Source organism: Psychrobacter sp. PL15 (assembly GCF_035984995.1).
Classification (GTDB): domain Bacteria; phylum Pseudomonadota; class Gammaproteobacteria; order Pseudomonadales; family Moraxellaceae; genus Psychrobacter.
Genome location: NZ_JAXCIB010000009.1, coordinates 21,812 through 39,983, shown reverse-complemented (window position 1 = coordinate 39,983; position 18,172 = coordinate 21,812). Strand labels below are relative to the sequence as shown.

Here is an 18,172-nt window from a genome sequence, read left to right as displayed (position 1 = left end):
ATAAAAATATAAGGATATCGTTATGGGTAGTTTTTCTATTACACATTGGCTGATTTTATTGGTGGTAGTGGTGGTCGTATTTGGCACCGCTAAACTTAAAAATGCTGGCAAAGATTTAGGCGGTGCAGTCAAAGGTTTTAAAGAAGCGGTCAAAGATGAAGAGACTGGGCACGCTCGCAAGAATCGTTTACTTGACTATGAAAATAGTACTTCAGATAGCGATTCAAATATACAGTCTGGCACTCGGCCTGATAATATGGAAATCAACCCTGCTACCACTGATGACAAGCACAAAGTATGAAGTTCGCCGCGTATAAATGGCGATACTCAATAGCCCATTAACATATGTAACTGTCACGTTTGATATCGGATTTTTCGAGTTACTCTTACTGGGCGTCCTAGCACTGATATTTTAACTTCAGGAAATAAAAAAGGTAACCAGTGCCATCTTAAGCGCACTCATTACCTTTTTTACTGATTACTCAAGTTTTGCTCAGTTCAACGATAATAGTAGTTGCTATAAGCTTTACATGTGATCGACTATTGATAGTGCGCTGAGACCACGCAACTTAAAGCATTGATATACTGCCCTTACTAAAGAGTTGTAAATTATTCAGGGTTGTCATTAATGAATTGAATTAAAAGTTCAGCCAGCTTCTCGCCTTGGTCTTCCTGAAGAAAATGTCCACCGTCGGCAATAGTTGTGTGGTCTTGGCCTTTGGTTCCGGGAATGAGTTTTTGCATTATCCGATCACCACCGGCAGTGATTGGGTCGGAATCGCTGAACAGCGTAATGAAAGGCTTGGTCCACTTGCTCAATTCAATCCAAGCAGCACGGTTATTGGCTGAAGCAGGGTCATCTGGCGTCGTGGGTACGAGCAGCGGGAACTGCCTGGCTCCTTCTTTATATGACTCATCAGGAAATGGCGCATCGTAAGCATCGATGACCGCCTGCGGCAGCTCCGTGGTAGTGCCGCTATTGATTGTTTTTCCGACATGAAATTGCGGTGTTTCTTGTGAAAATTGCTGCCATTTGCGAAAACCTTCTCCTGGGTCGTGATCGCCGGTGGGCAGCATGGTATTGCCAGCTGCTACCCGAGAAAACAGCTCTGGATTAGCCGCTACTAAGCGCAGGCCGATCAGGCCACCCCAGTCTTGGCAGAAAAGAGTAATGTTCTTCAAGTTTAATTGGTCGAGTACCGATTGCATCCAGTCGATATGGCGCTGGTAGGTATAATCAGTACGGGATGTAGGTTTGTCTGACCGACCGAAACCTGGAAGGTCTGGAGCAATAACGCGGTATCCTGCTGCAGTCAGTATGGGGATTATTTTGCGATATAGATAACACCATGAAGGCTCCCCGTGCAGCAGTAACACTGGATCGGCATCTTTTGGGCCTTCGTCGAGGTAATGCACCCGTAGTTCACCTCCTTCGCTATCGTCAACCATTAGATATTGCGGAGCAAAATCATAATCGGGAAGGTTCGTAAAACATGAGTCGGGAGTTCTAAGCGTTTTCATATATCGTCCTTGTATGAGGTAAATGACCGCACATTATGACGTAGCTGCCGAAAATCTGGCCTATCACAGGCGGTCGAATCAGGTGGCCAAGGCAAACCAGTTTGCGCTTAAACCTATCAAATGCGGTTCAGGATCAGAGTTTTCGCGTATCAAACAATATTTTTATTTCAAGCCAGTTTTAGGCTGTGAAAGCAAAGGTATCTATTGCAACAGTAAGCCCACTCAATGCGTCTTCAAAAGTATACTGAATGAGAACTATACCGTACAAACAATTGTTCATGCAACAGGGCGATCACTAAAGATTGGTGGTAGTGTAACAATAGAGAAGGTAGACGTCTGTCTTTATAGCTATGACGGACAGTTTTCACTATGTAATATGCGTACTTATAAGAGATAGACCACTAAGCTTCCATGTCCAACTGGCTAGCCATCGTGGCTGATGACCCCAAAAGTCAGTTCATGTTTCTGGAGTACCAATGAGTCTATCGGCCACCTCAACAGCGGTATTGATACTGCGATACTAGATTCTTTTGAATCCGAGTATGTCGATGGTGCGTTAACATGCCAAGGTCAGAAAATCTATTTAGTCTACAATCGGTTTATTAACTTCGTATTTGAGGGCTCTTAATTGTTAGGACTCTTAATTTGTAGGACTCTGACCATGCGCTATAATTAAAATACCTTAAAAACGCTACGGTACTGCTGGTATAAGCTTTTTGCAGCCTCTGTCTGCGTAGGCACAGCAAGCAAGAAAAATTTATGCCAGCGGTATGTTATGTATCGATATTACTTTTTATTGACTATATTTAAAGGTTAGCCTCTAGATAATGCTTAAAATAGACCAAAAAAAAGGACGCTTAGGCGTCCTTACTGATTGCTTTGTTTTGCTTATTTCAATATAGGTAAAATACCTTAAAAACGCTAGGGTACTGCTGGTATAAGCTTTTTTTAGCCTCTGTCTGCGTAGGCACAGCAAGCAAGAAAAACTTATGCCAGCAGTAGGTTATGTATCGATGTTACTTTTTATTGACTATACTTTAAAAAGCCGGCTGCCGTCTAGGTATTGCGCTCAAAAATTCCATACGTGCTTGGTTGTCATGGACAAATTCACCTAGCATAGCGGTTGTACGGGTAGTTGAGTGTTGCTTATTGACACCGCGCATCATCATACACATGTGGGATGCATCCATCACTACCGCCACGCCGCGACAGCCAGTCACATCCATAATAGTTTGTGCCACTTGTTCGCTCAAGTTCTCTTGAACTTGTAAACGACGAGCAAACATGTCTACGATACGAGCAAATTTTGATAAGCCTAGTACTTGCCCATTGGGTAAGTAACCAATATGCGCGATACCATGAAAAGGTAGCATATGGTGTTCACACAAGGAATAAAACTCAATGTTTTGTACCAATACTAACTCACGATTGGTCGATGGGAACAAGGCACTATTGACTACCTCATCTAGGTTTTGATGATAACCTCGAGTCAAATGAGCAAAGGCTTTTGCTGCGCGCATGGGCGTATCTCCAAGACCTGGACGTTCTAGGTCTTCGCCAGTTGAAGTAATCAGCTGACGATAGGACTCAATGCTTTCTTGATAGTTTGATGTTATTGTTGAGGTATTACTCATAAGTTTGGCAGCCATCCAAAATGTGGGTGTAGCTTAACGCTAAATCCTATTTTGTAAAGGATTTTTTAAAAATTGTGCAAGCTGGAAAGGACTGTGATTATACTTGAAGTCTGCTCAATTTCATACTGCTATGGACAATGCCCAGTGGTTTAATAAATGCAGGTTAAGACTAAGTGCCAATAGTTTACGACTGTTTACTTAATTTGATTCGTGTATAATGCAACATCTTCTCATATTCATTGGGCTGCAACTCAGTATTGGTTATCTACCATATCGAAATTAGCAGTCATTCGATCGGTCAATAAGGAATTATTATGCTACTTCAAGGACAACGCTTTGTCGTCACCGGCATCGCCAGCAAACTCTCTATCGCTTGGGCTATTGCTGAAGCATTGCATCGTGAGGGGGCATCTTTGATTTTGACCTATCCAAACGATAAAATAAAAAAACGGGTGGATATGGCAGCTGAAAAATTTGAGGCTGATTTAGTACTTGAGTGCGACGTGGCGTCTGATGACTCTATTGCGGCCTGTTTTGAGCAAGTCACGGCCCATTGGGGTGATGGTATTGATGGCGTGGTACATGCGATTGGTTTTGCACCAATGGATCAGCTCAATGGTGATTTTACCAGTGCCACTACTCGTGAAGGCAGCCAAATTGCTCATGATATCTCAAGTTATAGCTTTGTCGCTTTGGCCAAAGAAGCTCGCGAGCTGCTAGCAATGCGTCACGGTTCTATGCTGACCTTAACTTATGAAGGTAGCATTTCTGTATTGCCAAATTACAACGTGATGGGTATGGCAAAAGCCAGTCTAGAAGCCAGTGTCCGTTACCTAGCAACCTCAATGGGCGGTGAAGGTATTCGTGTCAATGCTATTTCAGCCGGACCTATTCGTACTTTGGCAGCCAGTGGCATTAAGTCATTTCGAAAAATGCTCGATATTAGTGAAAAAATCGCACCCTTACAGCGTAATATCAGTCAGATGGAAGTGGGTAATGCGGCGCTATTCTTGCTATCACCATGGGCATCCGGTATAACGGGCGAGATTATGTTTGTTGATGCAGGCTTCAATACTGTGGCTATTAGTGAGCAATTAATGATGCTTGATGAGCCTCAAAAGTAATCGAAATTAGTAAGTCAGTCGGTTAGCAGCGGGTAATTCACCATTTAAAATTAACCGCTGGCTCTTGTGAATATAAGGAAGACAGCCAAAAGCTGTCTTTTTTAGTTATAATAAGCGTTTTTTCTGGTAATGAGCTTTTAGGCAAGGGCAATGATCACTAAACTACCGAAGTGGATACTGTGGGGCGGGGCGGTACTAGCGTTTAGTGCCGGCTGCGTCAATACGGCAGCGTTGATGGGTTTTACCAGTCTATCGGTATCGCATGTCACCGGTAACGTCAGTCTACTTTCAGCCGCCGTCGCGCATTTTGATGGCCCCAGTATTTTATATATTGGTGCCTCACTATTGGCATTTTTGGCCGGGGCTATATTAAGTGGTTTTGTGATTGGGCAAACCTCTCTAAAGCTTGGTATAACCTGCGCGAACGTCGTAATAGGCAGCGTAAAGGGGTCTCTGCGTATGAATCATTAACCAGGAAATGTGTTAATGATTGGCTGACACTTCTGGGCTTTCCTCCCTCAAAAACCGCTCACTAAAACACCCATTTTCACCTAGATTATCTTACCGGTTCCGCACTTGTTGAACTGGTAATAGAGTGTGGATTGTTACCCTAAATAATCCTGATTTGATCGGTCCCTTTATAAGCCTATTTTTTATTCTAACGTGGATAGATAAATCAGAAAACCATTTTATATCATGTTGTTATTGATTTTTGGTAATGGTAATGGAAATGGAAATGGGTTGTATTATATTTTAATCATTTGACACAAGGTTTAACTCGCCGCTAAAGCAAACGAGAATGCGCCCTGATAATGTTCAAGAATAAGTATTATTGCAAGATCATTTTATTAGCGATGGCAACAGCATCTTTGATTGTCCGCGAGAATTGAATTTCCCCCGGTTTATAGCGGACTCCAGCACGGCGTAATTTCACCACCATTCTTGGTTCTAAGTTATTAATAACTAATCCTATATGTTGTCTGGCAAGACTATCCTTAATCGATTCAATGGTGACAATTGCACTCATATCAAGCATATTAACCTCAGACATATCCAGTATAACAACGCGAAGATCCGGCGTAACAATGGAAATACTTTGCAGCGCTTTTTGCGCAGATCCGAAAAATAATGGTCCGTTAATATCATAGATGACAATATTGTCAGCGAGCTCACCATGGAGTTCATGGTTTTTTTCCATTTCGGTTGTCTGGGTCAGCGTAATACTTCTGCGGATAAACAGCAGAGCAGATAATCCCATTCCCACTGCGACAGCAACCGTCATATCAAAGAGTACCGTTAGTGAAAAACATAAAATCAAGACAATAACATCATCCCTTGGCGCGACTTTAATAGTGTGAATAAAGTGTTTCGCTTCACTCATATTCCATGCTACTACCAATAATAAAGCCGCCATTGACGCCATCGGGATATAAGCCAGTAAAGGTGTAAGCGCCAGTATTGAACCAAGAATAAACAAACTGTGTACTACGGACGCGAGCGGAAAACTCCCCCCAGCTTTAATGTTAGCAGCGGTGCGGGCAATGGCTGCGGTTGCAGGTATGCCACCAAATAACGGGGCAATCATATTACCAATCCCTTGCCCGATAAGCTCATCATTGGGATTATGTTTTTTGCCTGACATACCATCAGCGACGACTGCACATAACAATGATTCAAGTGCGCCTAATATTGCAATGGTAATCGCGGCGGGTAATAGCATTTTGATAAGAGCAAAACTCAAGCCAATGGGATTACCGTTGGCGTCGGGTAAATTCCATGGCCACTCAAATGCCGGCAAAATTGCCGGGATGCCATCACCAATTAGACCATTGATTTCATAGTGAAATCGACTGGCAATGGTTGCAACAGAAAAATCTTGACTTAGCAGGCTAAATAACCATGCAGAGATGGAGCCCACAAGGAGTGCGATCAGATGTCCCGGTATTTTGGATCGCATGTAAGGCCAGAGTAACAATGTGATAATAGTCAGTGCGCCAATTAACAATTCTTGCCAGTTGATAGTGGGTAATGAAGACACTATCAATAAAAGCTTATCCAGATAGTCCCCATTTAGCGCTTCTATGTTGAGCCCTAGAAAATCTTTTATCTGCAACGTACCGATAACAACACCAATACCAGCTGTGAATCCGATAATGACCGGGTAGGGAACAATCTCAATAAGCTTGCCGAGCTTGCCAACCCCCATCAATATCATAATGATACCCGCCATAAAACCACTAACGAGCAGTCCCCCTATGCCAAACTGCTGAACAATTGGCAATAACACAACGACAAACGCCGCAGTGGGGCCTGATATATTCACTTTAGAACCGCCACTCAGGGCAATAACAATGCCGGCGACAATAGCCGTGTACAGTCCATGCTGAGGTGGGACACCACTTGCAATGGCTAACGCCATAGATAGCGGAAGCGCAATCACGCCGACAGCTAACCCTGACAGAATATTCTCTTGAATATCTGAAAGTGTTATTTTGCTTGCTAAGGATTTTCTTAATGCTGAAAACAATGTGTACTCGCTTATTGAGCGCTAACGCCCTAATCTGGGAAATCCAATCAATTTGGTGGGTTAAAATCAAGAATAAGTCTTTGTTGCCAACGCCAATAGTTAACAATAACTTAATCAAACGTTCTGCCATCACTGATTTTTTCTACACAATCTAGGAGCGCTTATTGACCTGGTTCGCTATGAGGCGGCATAGTTAATAATATGCAATCTTGGTATCATTAATAAAGCTGTCTATAATACTAATATTATAAACAATCAGTTAATCAGACTTGGGCAGTAAATCACTGATGCTATTTGTAGAGGTAGCATGTCAGCTTTGCTAAGAATCATTGAATTATTAAAACGATTTGTACACTTTATACGCCTTAGAAATTGATTTTGAAAGCTATATTAACGTTATAGCAAAAGAATTAATAAAGAAAACAAGGTTTAGGCAGGAAAAACGCGCACTAGCAAGGTCTTAGTTGCAGGTGATCGTTATTCTCTTTGCACAAAATCCTCTGCCACGATGTTGAACAGTCTTAGCGGGCCACGAAGTGGTAAAGAATACGACGTTTTGCATAAGACTCACCACGCAGGTAGGTTAATTTTAACCACTAAGACTGATCATCTTTTTAGTTCTTTTGGTATAATTACCCAAGGGCGACATCCAAAGTCATCATGAGAGCAAAACCTACCATGACCCCGACGGTGGCAATATCTGAATGTTTTTCGGCCTGGGATTCCGGAATTAACTCCTCTGCCACAACATAGATCATCGCCCCTGCTGCAAAAGACAGAGCATAAGGCAATAGAGGCTGCATATAGACAACTGCCAAAGCGCCAACCACACCGGCAACAGGTTCGACCATGCCGGAAAACTGACCATACATAAAGCTCTTTTTCCTAGACATCCCTTCTCGCCGGAGAGGCACGGATACCGCAGCCCCCTCTGGAAAATTCTGAATACCAATACCGATAGCAAGCGCAATGGCCCCACCGATTGAGGCTGCGGGATGTCCTACTGCAGCGGCACCAAAGGCAACACCCACCGCCAAACCTTCAGGAATATTATGGAGGGTAATCGCTAGCACCAAGAGCACAGAACGTTGCCAACTGGTTTTTATGCCTTCAGCTTCTTTTGTCGGAAAACCAGGGTGCAGGTGAGGCAGAATCTTATCGATCAACCAGAGAAAACCACCACCAGTGAGGAAACCTATGAGAGCAGGCACCCAAGGGGTCCCGCCTGTTTCTTCCACCATTTCAATGGCAGGGGCTAGCAGCGACCAGAAACTGGCTGCAATCATAACCCCTGACGCACTGCCGAGCATGCCATCCATCACCTTTCGGTTGATGGTTTTGAAAAAAAAGACCACACTTGCGCCAAGTGCTGTTACAAACCAAGTGAAACAAGTCGCGAGAAAAGCCTGCATCACGGGAGAAAGTTGCAAAAACCAATCGACCATTTTACCTGTTCCTTAAAATGTATTTAAACAGACTCAAAGACTCATTCGCGCGCTGTTGATGCCGCGTTTCCAAGTGTGCAACTTGCGCCTTGGTTACGATAACGCTTTGTCCGAGTCTGCCAGATGGACTTAACCCTCCTAACAGAAAAAGCGGGACAGCCAAACCTTTTAAGCACAATTATATGTTAATAAAACACGCAATTTATCTCCAAAATGGTCAAGAATTTGTGCGTTCAAGCGACAATCTCAGCTCGCTCATTCTGATGGAAACAATCGGGTCATATTAATACCAAATGAATTAAATTGATGATCAGATTAGGTGTTTTCTAAAAATAAGTAACTAACTGTATTAAAAAGTTAAAAGTTAAAAGAAAAAATAAACCTGATCACTTAATAATTTCTCTGGAACCAATCAAACATGGGTAACTCTTTGACAAGGAGAGTCTGAGGGATCAAGCGACGTTATTTAAACCAATTGCTCTGCCAAAAGCAGTTTATATAACAGTAAAAAATATGCCGATACTTGACCGAACACAACTTGAACCCTCAGACAAATTGCATCTTCTCGCAAAAACACTCTTTTGCCAAGCTCATGGCAACATTACTTCTTTAGCCAATGATTTTTCTATCTCCAGAAAAGCAGTCTACGCAGCACGCGATGCTCTGCAGGTAGCATTGAATGCGTTAATTTCTGATAAGGAAAAATCAGACTGCATTATCAGTGTTGCTGTCGATAAATTTCAGTTACGTCGGGCTATCGTGGCTTTATCCATTACATCCGCCAACTCTATTCGCGCCATTCAAGATCAAATTTCCACTATCTACCCTGGCTGCTCCGTTAGTTTTGGTTATATTCAAGGGGTGATCATTGAAGCACAAAAAACGCGGCATTATTTAACAAAACCGTACCATTAGCCAATATTGAAAGTATTGCTATTGAACGGTATACTTTTGCAGGCCAAGCGGTTCAAAAAATTCGCCAGGCTTTTTGCTGTATTAATTTGCTGTATTAATTCTAGGAGCGGAGAGTTAATGACACCTGATGCCGCACAGCGATTGCTTACTCAAGCAATAACGCTCTTGCGCAAAACCGAGCACAGAGATTGCAAATTTGTAGCACGCTACCTAGAGAATCGACTCATTGGCTTAACTTCTGCAACATCAGCATTATATCAACGTTTATCAGCGCTCCGATGCCAATACCCTGATGCGGTTATCTGAACCCTGATGCGGTTATCTCACTGACCTGCCGTATAATTGAACGTAAAAGGAAACTAAAAAAAATGAATCTATGAAAGCGCCGTGATGTGACAATCAAAATAGCGGGCACGTATTATTTACTCGGCCGCGAAATCATTGATACAGAGGTTACTGAAATCATGCGTAAAATAGAGCAACTCCTCCACACTCGGCATATGGCATCAAGTGCCATTGAAGGATTTAACGTAACCTTGCGAAATTATCTTTATGTAAGGAAATGAGTTAATCAAGATTTCTTAGCATTATTTAAAGCTTGGTATGACCTGCGCGAACGTCGTAATGAGCAGCGTAAAGGGGTCTCTGCGTATGAATCATTAACCAGGAAATGTGTTAATGATTGGCTGACACTTCTGGGCTTTCCTCCCTCAAAAACCGCTCACCAAAACACCCACTTTCACCTAGATTATCTTACCGGTTCCGTATTTGTTGAACTGGCGATAGAGTGTGGATTGTTACCCTAAATAACCCTGATTTGATCAGTCCCTATTTTTTATGTCAGTAGCATGATTATTTAGGACAATTAGCGGCGGCAATGGCCTGCGGATTACAAAATGCTATGGTCGCTACGTATAGCAGCGCGGTCATACGTACGACCCATTTGACAGGTTTGACATCCGACATGGGCGCAGCGATTGGTAACTGGCTAACAGGTCGCCGCATCAGCAAATCTACATTAGGCTTTCAAGCCATTATTTGGTATTTTTTTGCGGGGAGGGGGCGGGGTAGTGGGTGCATTTTTATATGCCAGAGTGGGTTATGGCGCGTTATTTGTGCCCATTACGATTGTACTTGCGGTAGCATTTTTTTATAACCATGCATCTGAGCGGCTACCCGAAAAATGCCAACGTAGAAAAAAAGGCGCTCATCAGAGTAATAAGCGCTTTTCTTATAATTTATAGCTTAGTGTTATAGCCTTGTCACGCAGGTTAACTTAATTAGATAGACTACTCTTCGTCTTCTTTATGGTCTTCATGTTCATGGAGACCTTGCATCATATCGAGCGCCGAGTCATCGGTACGCTGTTGGTCTTCTTTAGCAAGGCTATCTTGATTGATATCTTTTGGTGCCATTTTGGTGGTTGAGTCAGGCTTATCACGATTGTCCATGAGGTACTCCCAATTTTTTTTATTAATTCTTCAATGATCTTACCATTAATTAAATTCTAAAAGTGTCAGTCAACTGACACTTTTAGATTAACCCATTGAGTATGTGATATTGGTCACTAGTTGTACAGGGATGATGTGCGATTATTTAGTGACGGTATGTAACGACATATCAACCTGATTTGACCGCCTAAGGTGAGCTATCACAGTCAGGGAACGATAAAGCCATATTGCTAATAAGGTTTTTTTAGAACACTATAAAAAGTATTCGGGTGGAGAATATTCCTGTTATGATGACAGCGTATTTTGGTAGGGCCGTTATAGAGCTATTGCTAATGGTTAAAATTTATCTTTACCTCCTATAATTTTTATCACTGTCTTTGGACACAATAAGGACATTTTATGTCAGAGCAGAAATTAGACAGCCATCTTCCTGATGATGGCAACGAATATTTATTTACTGATACTTTTCCAAAGGGCACTGGTAAAGGGCTGATAGTAGTAGTGATAGCTGCGATTGTCAGTATGATTATTTACAACGTCCTGCCGTACGATATCAGTGCCAATAAAGGCCTTACCCTGCTGTTTTTTATTGGCGTGTTGTGGTTGACTGAAGCGGTGCATGTGACTATTACCGCGATATTGGTCGTCGTAATAGGCGCACTTATTGGCATACCAGACTTTGATGCCGAAATTGGCCTACAAAGTTTTGCCAACCCGATTATTTATTTGTTCTTTGGGGGTTTTGCATTAGCAGCGGCGCTACATGTGCAGAAATTGGATAGGAAAATTGCGCTTAAGATTCTGTCGATGGCCGGTGGCAATCTTAGAACTGCGGTATTTTTGATATTTGGAGTGACTGCATTTTTATCGATGTGGATATCGAATACAGCCACTGCGGCAATGATGTTGCCATTGGCGCTGGGTATTTTAACCCAGGTCGACCGTGAAAACGACCGCGGCACTTTCGTATTTGTGCTATTAGGTATTGCTTATTCTGCCAGCCTTGGGGGTTTGGGTACTATCGTGGGCTCACCGCCTAATGCCATCGCTGCCAAAGCGCTTGATATCGCTTTTGTTGATTGGATGAAGTTTGGTATTCCCATGATGTTGGTATTGTTGCCACTATTATTAGGGGCCATGTATCTTTTTCTTAAACCCAATCTTAATCGTCAGGTAGCACTCAACGAAGATGATCCTATTGCATGGAATAAACCCCGTGTACTGACAATTATTGTGTTTATCGCAACCGCATCGAGCTGGATACTCTCTAAAAAAATCGGTGCCGCGCTTAATATTGATGATGTGGATTCTATTGTCGCATTGTTAGCAGCATCAGCAGTGGTTAGCTTAGGTTTGGTGTCATGGAAACAAGTCTCTGACAACACCGACTGGGGCGTACTCATGTTGTTCGGTGGTGGTATCGCGCTATCAACGGTGCTAAAAGTCTCAGGGGCCTCTTTGATTCTTGGTCAAGCGGTCGCCAATGGGTTGTCATCTGCACCGCTTATCTTAGTGGTAATTTCAGTAGCAGCATTCATTATCTTCTTAACAGAGTTTGCCTCTAATACCGCTTCTGCTGCGCTTTTAGTACCCGTATTTGCGGCTATTGCCGAGCAAATGGGTCTGCCGCCTGCCGTATTGGTAATGATTATTGGTATTGGTGCCTCGTGTGCCTTTATGTTACCCGTTGCCACCCCACCAAATGCGATTGTCTTTGGTACTGGGCTTATTAAACAGTCAGAGATGGTACGTACTGGTGTGATACTTAATATCATTGCCACCTTTGTAGTCGGATTATGGGCGTATTTCTTCCTGCTCTAATTGCTAACTAATTCAGTATTGTAACAGCTAATTTTAGAACCTGATGTCTACGCAATGGCTAGACATTGGGTTTTTTTATGGCTTTTGATGGTGGTTGTCTCGAATAGTGATATATGGCTTATCACATTATCATAAAAAGACAAGTAATCTCATACCATGAAACGGATTCACTAAAAATGATGTCACGCCTAGTTAAATTTATTATATATACCAGTATCAGCGTTCTTGTCATATTAGTCGCCTTATTAGTGTTTTTTTGGGCGCCTGATAAAAGCGTTGCTGAACTAGAACAGTGGCAGTTGCCAGATAGTGAGTTTGTGGAAGTCGAAGGTATGCAGGTACATGTCGAAGGTATGCAGGTACATGTAGTGCAGTCAAACCTATGTCAAGATCTGAATAGCAAAACGTTGTCAGAGCCTGTTGTTTTACTTCACGGCACGTCAGCAAGCTTACATACCTGGGAAGGTTGGGCGACAGCACTCAGTAATGAGTCCTGCGTCATTCGTATGGATCTACCAGGGTTTGGCTTGACTGGTCCCTATGTTAAGGAGTCAATAGATTATACTAGCGATAATTATGCGGCTTTTGTGACCCAGGTAATGGATCGCTTACAGGTAAGTCGAGCCACTTTAGTGGGCAATTCGTTAGGAGGTAAAATTGCTTGGCGTACTGCCGCCTTGTATCCTGAGTATGTGGAAAAATTAATATTGATCGATTCGGTCGGTTATCCAGCGACACCAAAACAGGTTCCTCTAGCCTTTACGCTAGCGAAGTACCCAGCTTTAGCCCCTATTTTGAATTATGTTCTGCCTCGAGATGTGGTCAGAAAAAGCCTGGTGAGTGTTTATGCAGACGATAGCAAGGTTAATGACGCCTTGATTGATCGTTACTATGATCTAGCGCTACGTCAGGGCAATCGCCAAGCACTGATAGATCGTCTGCAAGAATTTGATAGCACCGAAAATCAAGACCAAATTAAGGGTTTAACCCTGCCTACTTTAGTCTTATGGGGCGCACAGGATGACCTAATCCCAGTGGAGAATGCCACGCGTTTTCATCAAGACATCCGTAACAGCCAGCTTAAAGTATTCGATAATCTAGGGCATGTGCCGCATGAAGAAGACCCCGTCGCGACTGTTAGGGCAGCAAGACAGTTTTTGGTTGGTGAAAAATTAGATTAATCCTACACCATACTTTCTAAGAATTAATTTCTAAACAGTCACTATTACCTAAAGGGAGTCGTCAGTAAAGGCCACAGATCTCGCATCAATTGTATTTAACTGCTGGATAAAAACCATATCAGGCAGTTAAATGCTGTCTGTCATTTAACTGTATCTTGAATCATAGCCAAATTAGCCCCATAATCTAACCACTTATTAATAATAAATAGCCTAAGCAAATATGCCTAATACTCTAGAAGACCCTAAAGATTTAAGCGACGACGACATGAGCAGCGGAAAACAGGCTAATAGCCAAGCCGAGGACGAGAGAGTTTCTCGAGCTGAAGTACCAGCTATACTGCCAGTACTTGCTAAAGACGAATATTATTTAAGTAAGCTTGAGCGTGAGCTCACACGCGCCTCTACATCTAAAAATAAGCCTGATAACAATAACGAAAAAGCTGCTGAGGCAGTCGCTCAAAAACGTGCACAATTTGAAAAGCTAAAAACCCGCTCACAGCAGGCGGTACAAGCGCGCATGGACAGCATTCCAAATGAGTTAGCAGATAAATTAAATCTTGATCTGCCAGTGAGTCAACGGGCCGGAGACTTAATACAGGCAATTATTGATAATCAAGTGATTATTGTCGCTGGTGAAACCGGTTCGGGTAAGACCACTCAGCTGCCAAAATTAGCGATGCTGGCAGGTCGTGGAATACGTGGACAGATAGGACATACTCAGCCACGTAGACTGGCGGCGCGCAGTGTGGCCAACCGAATCGCCGAAGAGTTGGGTGAGCAGTTAGGTCATACCGTTAGTTTTAAGATTCGGTTTAATGAACAAGGTACCGCGCAGTCAGTGATTAAACTGATGACGGACGGTATCTTACTCGCTGAGTTGGGTCATGACCGATTTTTGAGCAAATACGATACGATTATTATCGATGAGGCCCATGAGCGCAGCTTGAATATTGACTTTATTATGGGTTACCTCAAGCAATTACTGCCCAAACGTCCTGATTTAAAAGTCATTATTACCTCAGCAACTTTAGATACCCGGCGCTTCAGTGATTACTTTAGCCGTTATGATGCCAAGTCAAAACGTCAGATACCGGCACCTATTTTTAATGTAGAAGGGCGTAATTTTCCAGTTGAAGTACGTTATCGTCCTTTAACAGACGAGCCAGTAACCAGTTCAGACGATGATAGCTACGATGATTTTGAAGAAAATTTGCCACGTGCAATGGTTGCGGCAGTAGAAGAATGCTTTAGCGACGCGGAAAGTAAAGGCCATCCAGATCAGGCTGATATCCTGATATTTGCCGCTACCGAAGCTGAAATTCGGGAGTTACAAGAAGTCATTGAGCGTCATGGGCCAAAACACACCGAAGTATTGCCACTATTTGCGCGGCAGACCTATGAAGAACAACAACGTATTTTTCAGCCGTCGGGTAGAGGGCGACGCATTGTTATCGCTACCAACGTTGCCGAGACTGCGTTGACTGTGCCGGGTATCCGTTATGTGATTGATTTAGGGTTCGCGCGGATTTCACGCTATTCGTATCGCTCACGTGTACAGCGCCTACCGATCGAAGCCATTGCTCAAGCGGCAGCCAATCAGCGTAAAGGTCGTTGTGGTCGTATTGCACCTGGCGTCTGTATCCGCCTATATAGTGAGGAGGACTTTAGTGGTCGTCCTGAATTCACTGAACCTGAGATTCTACGCACTAACTTAGCCTCAGTCATTTTACAGATGGCCAATCTGCGCTTAGGCAGTGTTGATGACTTTGAATTTATTGAGCCTCCTGACAGTCGTTTAGTGATTGATGGGCATAAACTACTGGATGAATTGGGCGCGATTACCCATAAAGACGAGAAGGCCGCTAATCAGTTAAGCACTAAACCGAACAGTAATAGTTTGCCTAGCAAAAAATCTAAACGCCAAGGACTTGATCATTTACAGCTGACCCGCATTGGGCAACAGATGGCGCGAATGCCAATAGACCCAAGGCTGGCACGTATGCTGGTTGCAGGTAGCGACTTTGATTGTATTCGTGAAATGCTGATCGTGGTTGCCGCGCTTGCGGTGCAAGACCCGCGCGAACGCCCAGCCAATAAGCGCCAGCAAGCGGATCAAAAGCACGCCGAGTTTCGCCAAGATGATTCTGATTTTTTGTTTTACCTGAGCCTTTGGAAAGCGCTGTTTGAAAAAGATGAAAACGGCAATAAGCTGTCAGGCAATCAGCGTAAGCAGTTTACCAAAAAGAACTTTTTAAGCTTTCCACGAGTGCGCGAATGGCATCAAACCCATCGTCAACTGGTACAGATGGTCACCGAGCTTAAGCTTACCGATGTTAATAGTTCAAAAGACAATACCAAAGGTAATGATAAAAACAGTTCTAAAAACAACCTTGATGAATCTACTGACAATGACCCAACTGGCGTTCACGACGAGGCGCTAAAAGCGGTTAAATATGCTAATTTGCATCGTGCCCTGTTAACGGGCTTGCTGTCTATTATTGCTCATAAAACTGAAAATCGTGGTGAGTACCTAGCGGCGCGCCAGCAAAAAGCTAAGATATTCCCGGCCAGTACGGTATTTAAGCAAATACCACCGTGGGTGATGGCTTTTGAAATGGTAGAAACCTCGCAAGTTTTTATGCGTACGGTTGCCAAAATTGAACCGGAATGGGTTATCTCAGCGGCTGGTAACTTATTAAAGTATCACTACTTTGAACCACACTGGTCGAAAAAGACCGGACGGGTAAAAGCCTACGCGCAGATCAGCTTGTTTGGCTTGATTATTATTGGTAAGCAGCTGACCAACTATGAACAAGTTAATCTAATTGAAGCACGCGAGATATTTATCCGTGATGGTCTAGTGACTGGTAACTTCGGCCGGCAAGCGCCATTTTTACAGCATAATATGGATAAAGTGGCTGATATTGAACGCATCGAAGACAAGCTGCGTCGCCGTGATTTACTGGTTGATGAAGAGACGCTCTATCAGTTTTATGATCAGAAGACACCTGAGCATATTGCCAGCCGTAAAGCCTTTGAAGATTGGCGTGCGGACATTGAAAAAACCGATAATAAATATCTATTCTTTACTGATGAAGATGTACTAAACAGCCAAGCGCCAACGACTGGCGACTTCCCAGAAGTATGGCAGTTGGGTGATTTAAAATTGCCGCTACGTTATATCTTTGATCCCTCCAGCGACGAAGATGGTGTAACTATCCGTGTGCCATTAGCAGCCTTGCCGCAGTTGGATGCTATTGAGCTGTTATGGGGCGTGCCCGGTTGGCGTTTTGAGCTGGTTTTACAGTTGCTTAAGTCACTACCAAAAGACATTCGCCGACAAATTGTACCGATTCCTGATATGGCCGACAGCTTATTTGATGAGCTGCAACCTGCGCAATCGCAGGGATTGCTCAAACAGCTGTGCCAAGCGCTCAATCGCCGCGGTATCATGTCGGTAAAGCCCGACAACTTTAACCCGTCTAGCATTGATCGTTATCTACAACCACAAATCTGTGTGGTCGATGACAAGAATCGCATTATTGAAAAGGGTCGAGATTTACAAACCTTGCAAGTCCGACATGCCAGCGAGACTAGCCAAGCAGTCACTGAGCATCAAGGCGCACATACGAGCTTCCCTGAGCACTTTAATTTCAGTAAAAACCATCACAGTGCTGGGGTAGTTATGAAGCAGTTTGCCGCTTTGGTTACTGATGAGGCCGGCGAGGCAGTATCGATTCATCAATATACCGACGTGACCGCTGCACTGCAGGCGCATAGAATCGGGGTGCTGACGTTAATGAAAGGTCAGCTGGGCGCCAAGAAAAAACAACTGACCAGTCAAATTGATAAAATATTTAAACTGGCCTTTGCACCACTTGGCGATATGGAAAAACTAAAAACTATCGTCATTGATGCCGCGCTAGATGCGGCTCTTGAAGAGCACTATATCTTGTTTGACCATAGTGAGGACTTATCTGAGAGCGCGGGTGATATCGCCATTAGTCTAGCCGAAGAGTTGCCGTTTACGCAGGAAGAGTACAGCCAAACTTCTGAAGTGGTGGTTAGTAACTTTCTACTAACTGGACAGACGGTGATCAAGACCCTTAAAAATGTCTACACCCGCTGGCAACGTATTCGTCAGAGCTTATTGATGCTCGATCGTGAGGTATTTGGCGAGTCTATTGATGACATCGAAGACCAATTGGAAGACTTACATCTGTCTAATTTTGTTTACCGGATGGATTACAGTCAGTGGCAGCAGTACCCACGTTATTTGGAAGCAGTTGAGATTCGACTTGAGCGACTTGAGCATAATATCGAAGCCGATCTTGATGGGGTTTATGCATTAGATTTGCACATGGAACGACTATCTGGACGTGCCAATGCCGAATCTATCAGTGAGTATCGCTGGCTAGTGGAGGAATATCGTATTCAACTATTCGCTCAGCCAATGAAAACCCGCATGGCGGTATCACCGAAGCGTCTAAGTAAAATGTGGGATAAGATGAGTTAGGGTAGAGTTTGCTCTAGGTTTTGTAGAGTGGGTTAGC

The 18,172-nt window shown here is 43.5% G+C and carries 11 protein-coding genes and 2 pseudogenes; 8 read left to right on the top strand and 5 right to left on the bottom strand.

The genetic code is table 11. The features are described from left to right. Positions 1–22 precede the first annotated feature (22 nt). Positions 23–301, top strand: coding sequence for a Sec-independent protein translocase subunit TatA (gene tatA, locus RCH20_RS09085; RefSeq protein WP_327193366.1), 279 nt, complete (start codon positions 23–25; stop codon positions 299–301). Positions 302–609: 308 nt separating this feature from the next. Here tatA and RCH20_RS09080 read toward each other — a convergent pair whose 3' ends face one another. Together RCH20_RS09080 and folE are read right to left on the bottom strand one after the other, a co-directional pair. Beyond that, the gene (locus RCH20_RS09080) at positions 610–1,521 is read right to left on the bottom strand and encodes a haloalkane dehalogenase (RefSeq protein ID WP_327193365.1); all 912 of its coding nucleotides are present in this window, start codon (positions 1,519–1,521) and stop codon (positions 610–612) included. A 1,037-nt stretch (positions 1,522–2,558) separates the two neighbouring features. After that, entirely contained in the window at positions 2,559–3,155 is a 597-nt protein-coding gene (gene folE, locus RCH20_RS09075; RefSeq protein WP_327193364.1) for a GTP cyclohydrolase I FolE, read from the bottom strand. Positions 3,156–3,469: 314 nt separating this feature from the next. On the opposite strand from folE, the gene RCH20_RS09070 reads away from it, so the two are divergent. Together RCH20_RS09070 and RCH20_RS09065 are read left to right on the top strand one after the other, a co-directional pair. Next, positions 3,470–4,279, top strand: coding sequence for an enoyl-ACP reductase FabI (locus RCH20_RS09070; protein WP_209957271.1), 810 nt, complete (start codon positions 3,470–3,472; stop codon positions 4,277–4,279). Between the two features lie 150 nt (positions 4,280–4,429). Then, positions 4,430–4,690 (top strand): annotated as a pseudogene (locus RCH20_RS09065) (DUF1275 family protein); the annotation flags it as partial. A gap of 418 nt (positions 4,691–5,108) precedes the next feature. Here RCH20_RS09065 and dauA read toward each other — a convergent pair. Together dauA and RCH20_RS09055 are read right to left on the bottom strand one after the other, a co-directional pair. Beyond that, positions 5,109–6,806, bottom strand: coding sequence for a C4-dicarboxylic acid transporter DauA (dauA, locus tag RCH20_RS09060; protein ID WP_327193363.1), 1,698 nt, complete (start codon positions 6,804–6,806; stop codon positions 5,109–5,111). A gap of 632 nt (positions 6,807–7,438) precedes the next feature. Further along, entirely contained in the window at positions 7,439–8,251 is an 813-nt protein-coding gene (locus tag RCH20_RS09055; protein ID WP_209957274.1) for a ZIP family metal transporter, read from the bottom strand. A 513-nt stretch (positions 8,252–8,764) separates the two neighbouring features. On the opposite strand from RCH20_RS09055, the gene RCH20_RS09050 reads away from it, so the two are divergent. Continuing rightward, the gene (locus RCH20_RS09050; RefSeq protein ID WP_327193362.1) at positions 8,765–9,166 is read left to right on the top strand and encodes a hypothetical protein; all 402 of its coding nucleotides are present in this window, start codon (positions 8,765–8,767) and stop codon (positions 9,164–9,166) included. A gap of 847 nt (positions 9,167–10,013) precedes the next feature. Further along, positions 10,014–10,410, top strand: a pseudogene (locus RCH20_RS09045) (DUF1275 family protein); the annotation flags it as partial. Between the two features lie 45 nt (positions 10,411–10,455). Here RCH20_RS09045 and RCH20_RS09040 read toward each other — a convergent pair. Continuing rightward, positions 10,456–10,617, bottom strand: a complete 162-nt coding sequence (locus tag RCH20_RS09040) for a hypothetical protein (protein WP_209957278.1) — start codon at positions 10,615–10,617, stop codon at positions 10,456–10,458. A 399-nt stretch (positions 10,618–11,016) separates the two neighbouring features. Here RCH20_RS09040 and RCH20_RS09035 point away from each other — a divergent pair, with 399 nt between their 5' ends. The 3 genes from RCH20_RS09035 (at position 11,017) to hrpA (ending at position 18,135) form a co-directional block, all read left to right on the top strand. Then, a complete protein-coding gene (locus tag RCH20_RS09035) occupies positions 11,017–12,438 on the top strand; it encodes an SLC13 family permease (RefSeq protein ID WP_209957281.1) in 1,422 nt (473 codons plus the stop codon). A 176-nt stretch (positions 12,439–12,614) separates the two neighbouring features. Beyond that, a complete protein-coding gene (locus RCH20_RS09030; RefSeq protein WP_327193361.1) occupies positions 12,615–13,619 on the top strand; it encodes an alpha/beta fold hydrolase in 1,005 nt (334 codons plus the stop codon). A gap of 220 nt (positions 13,620–13,839) precedes the next feature. Next, the gene (gene hrpA / locus RCH20_RS09025) at positions 13,840–18,135 is read left to right on the top strand and encodes an ATP-dependent RNA helicase HrpA (RefSeq protein WP_327193360.1); all 4,296 of its coding nucleotides are present in this window, start codon (positions 13,840–13,842) and stop codon (positions 18,133–18,135) included. Positions 18,136–18,172: the final 37 nt, after the last annotated feature.

Excerpts from the sequence above, each read along its gene's own strand:
- RCH20_RS09080 (WP_327193365.1), bottom strand. The coding sequence starts at position 1,521 with ATGAAAACGCTTAGAACTCCCGACTCATGTTTTACGAACCTTCCCGAT.
- hrpA (WP_327193360.1), top strand. The coding sequence starts at position 13,840 with ATGCCTAATACTCTAGAAGACCCTAAAGATTTAAGCGACGACGACATG.
- tatA (WP_327193366.1), top strand. The coding sequence starts at position 23 with ATGGGTAGTTTTTCTATTACACATTGGCTGATTTTATTGGTGGTAGTG.
- RCH20_RS09035 (WP_209957281.1), top strand. The coding sequence starts at position 11,017 with ATGTCAGAGCAGAAATTAGACAGCCATCTTCCTGATGATGGCAACGAA.
- RCH20_RS09050 (WP_327193362.1), top strand. The coding sequence starts at position 8,765 with ATGCCGATACTTGACCGAACACAACTTGAACCCTCAGACAAATTGCAT.
- RCH20_RS09030 (WP_327193361.1), top strand. The coding sequence starts at position 12,615 with ATGATGTCACGCCTAGTTAAATTTATTATATATACCAGTATCAGCGTT.
- folE (WP_327193364.1), bottom strand. The coding sequence starts at position 3,155 with ATGAGTAATACCTCAACAATAACATCAAACTATCAAGAAAGCATTGAG.
- RCH20_RS09055 (WP_209957274.1), bottom strand. The coding sequence starts at position 8,251 with ATGGTCGATTGGTTTTTGCAACTTTCTCCCGTGATGCAGGCTTTTCTC.
- RCH20_RS09040 (WP_209957278.1), bottom strand. The coding sequence starts at position 10,617 with ATGGACAATCGTGATAAGCCTGACTCAACCACCAAAATGGCACCAAAA.
- RCH20_RS09070 (WP_209957271.1), top strand. The coding sequence starts at position 3,470 with ATGCTACTTCAAGGACAACGCTTTGTCGTCACCGGCATCGCCAGCAAA.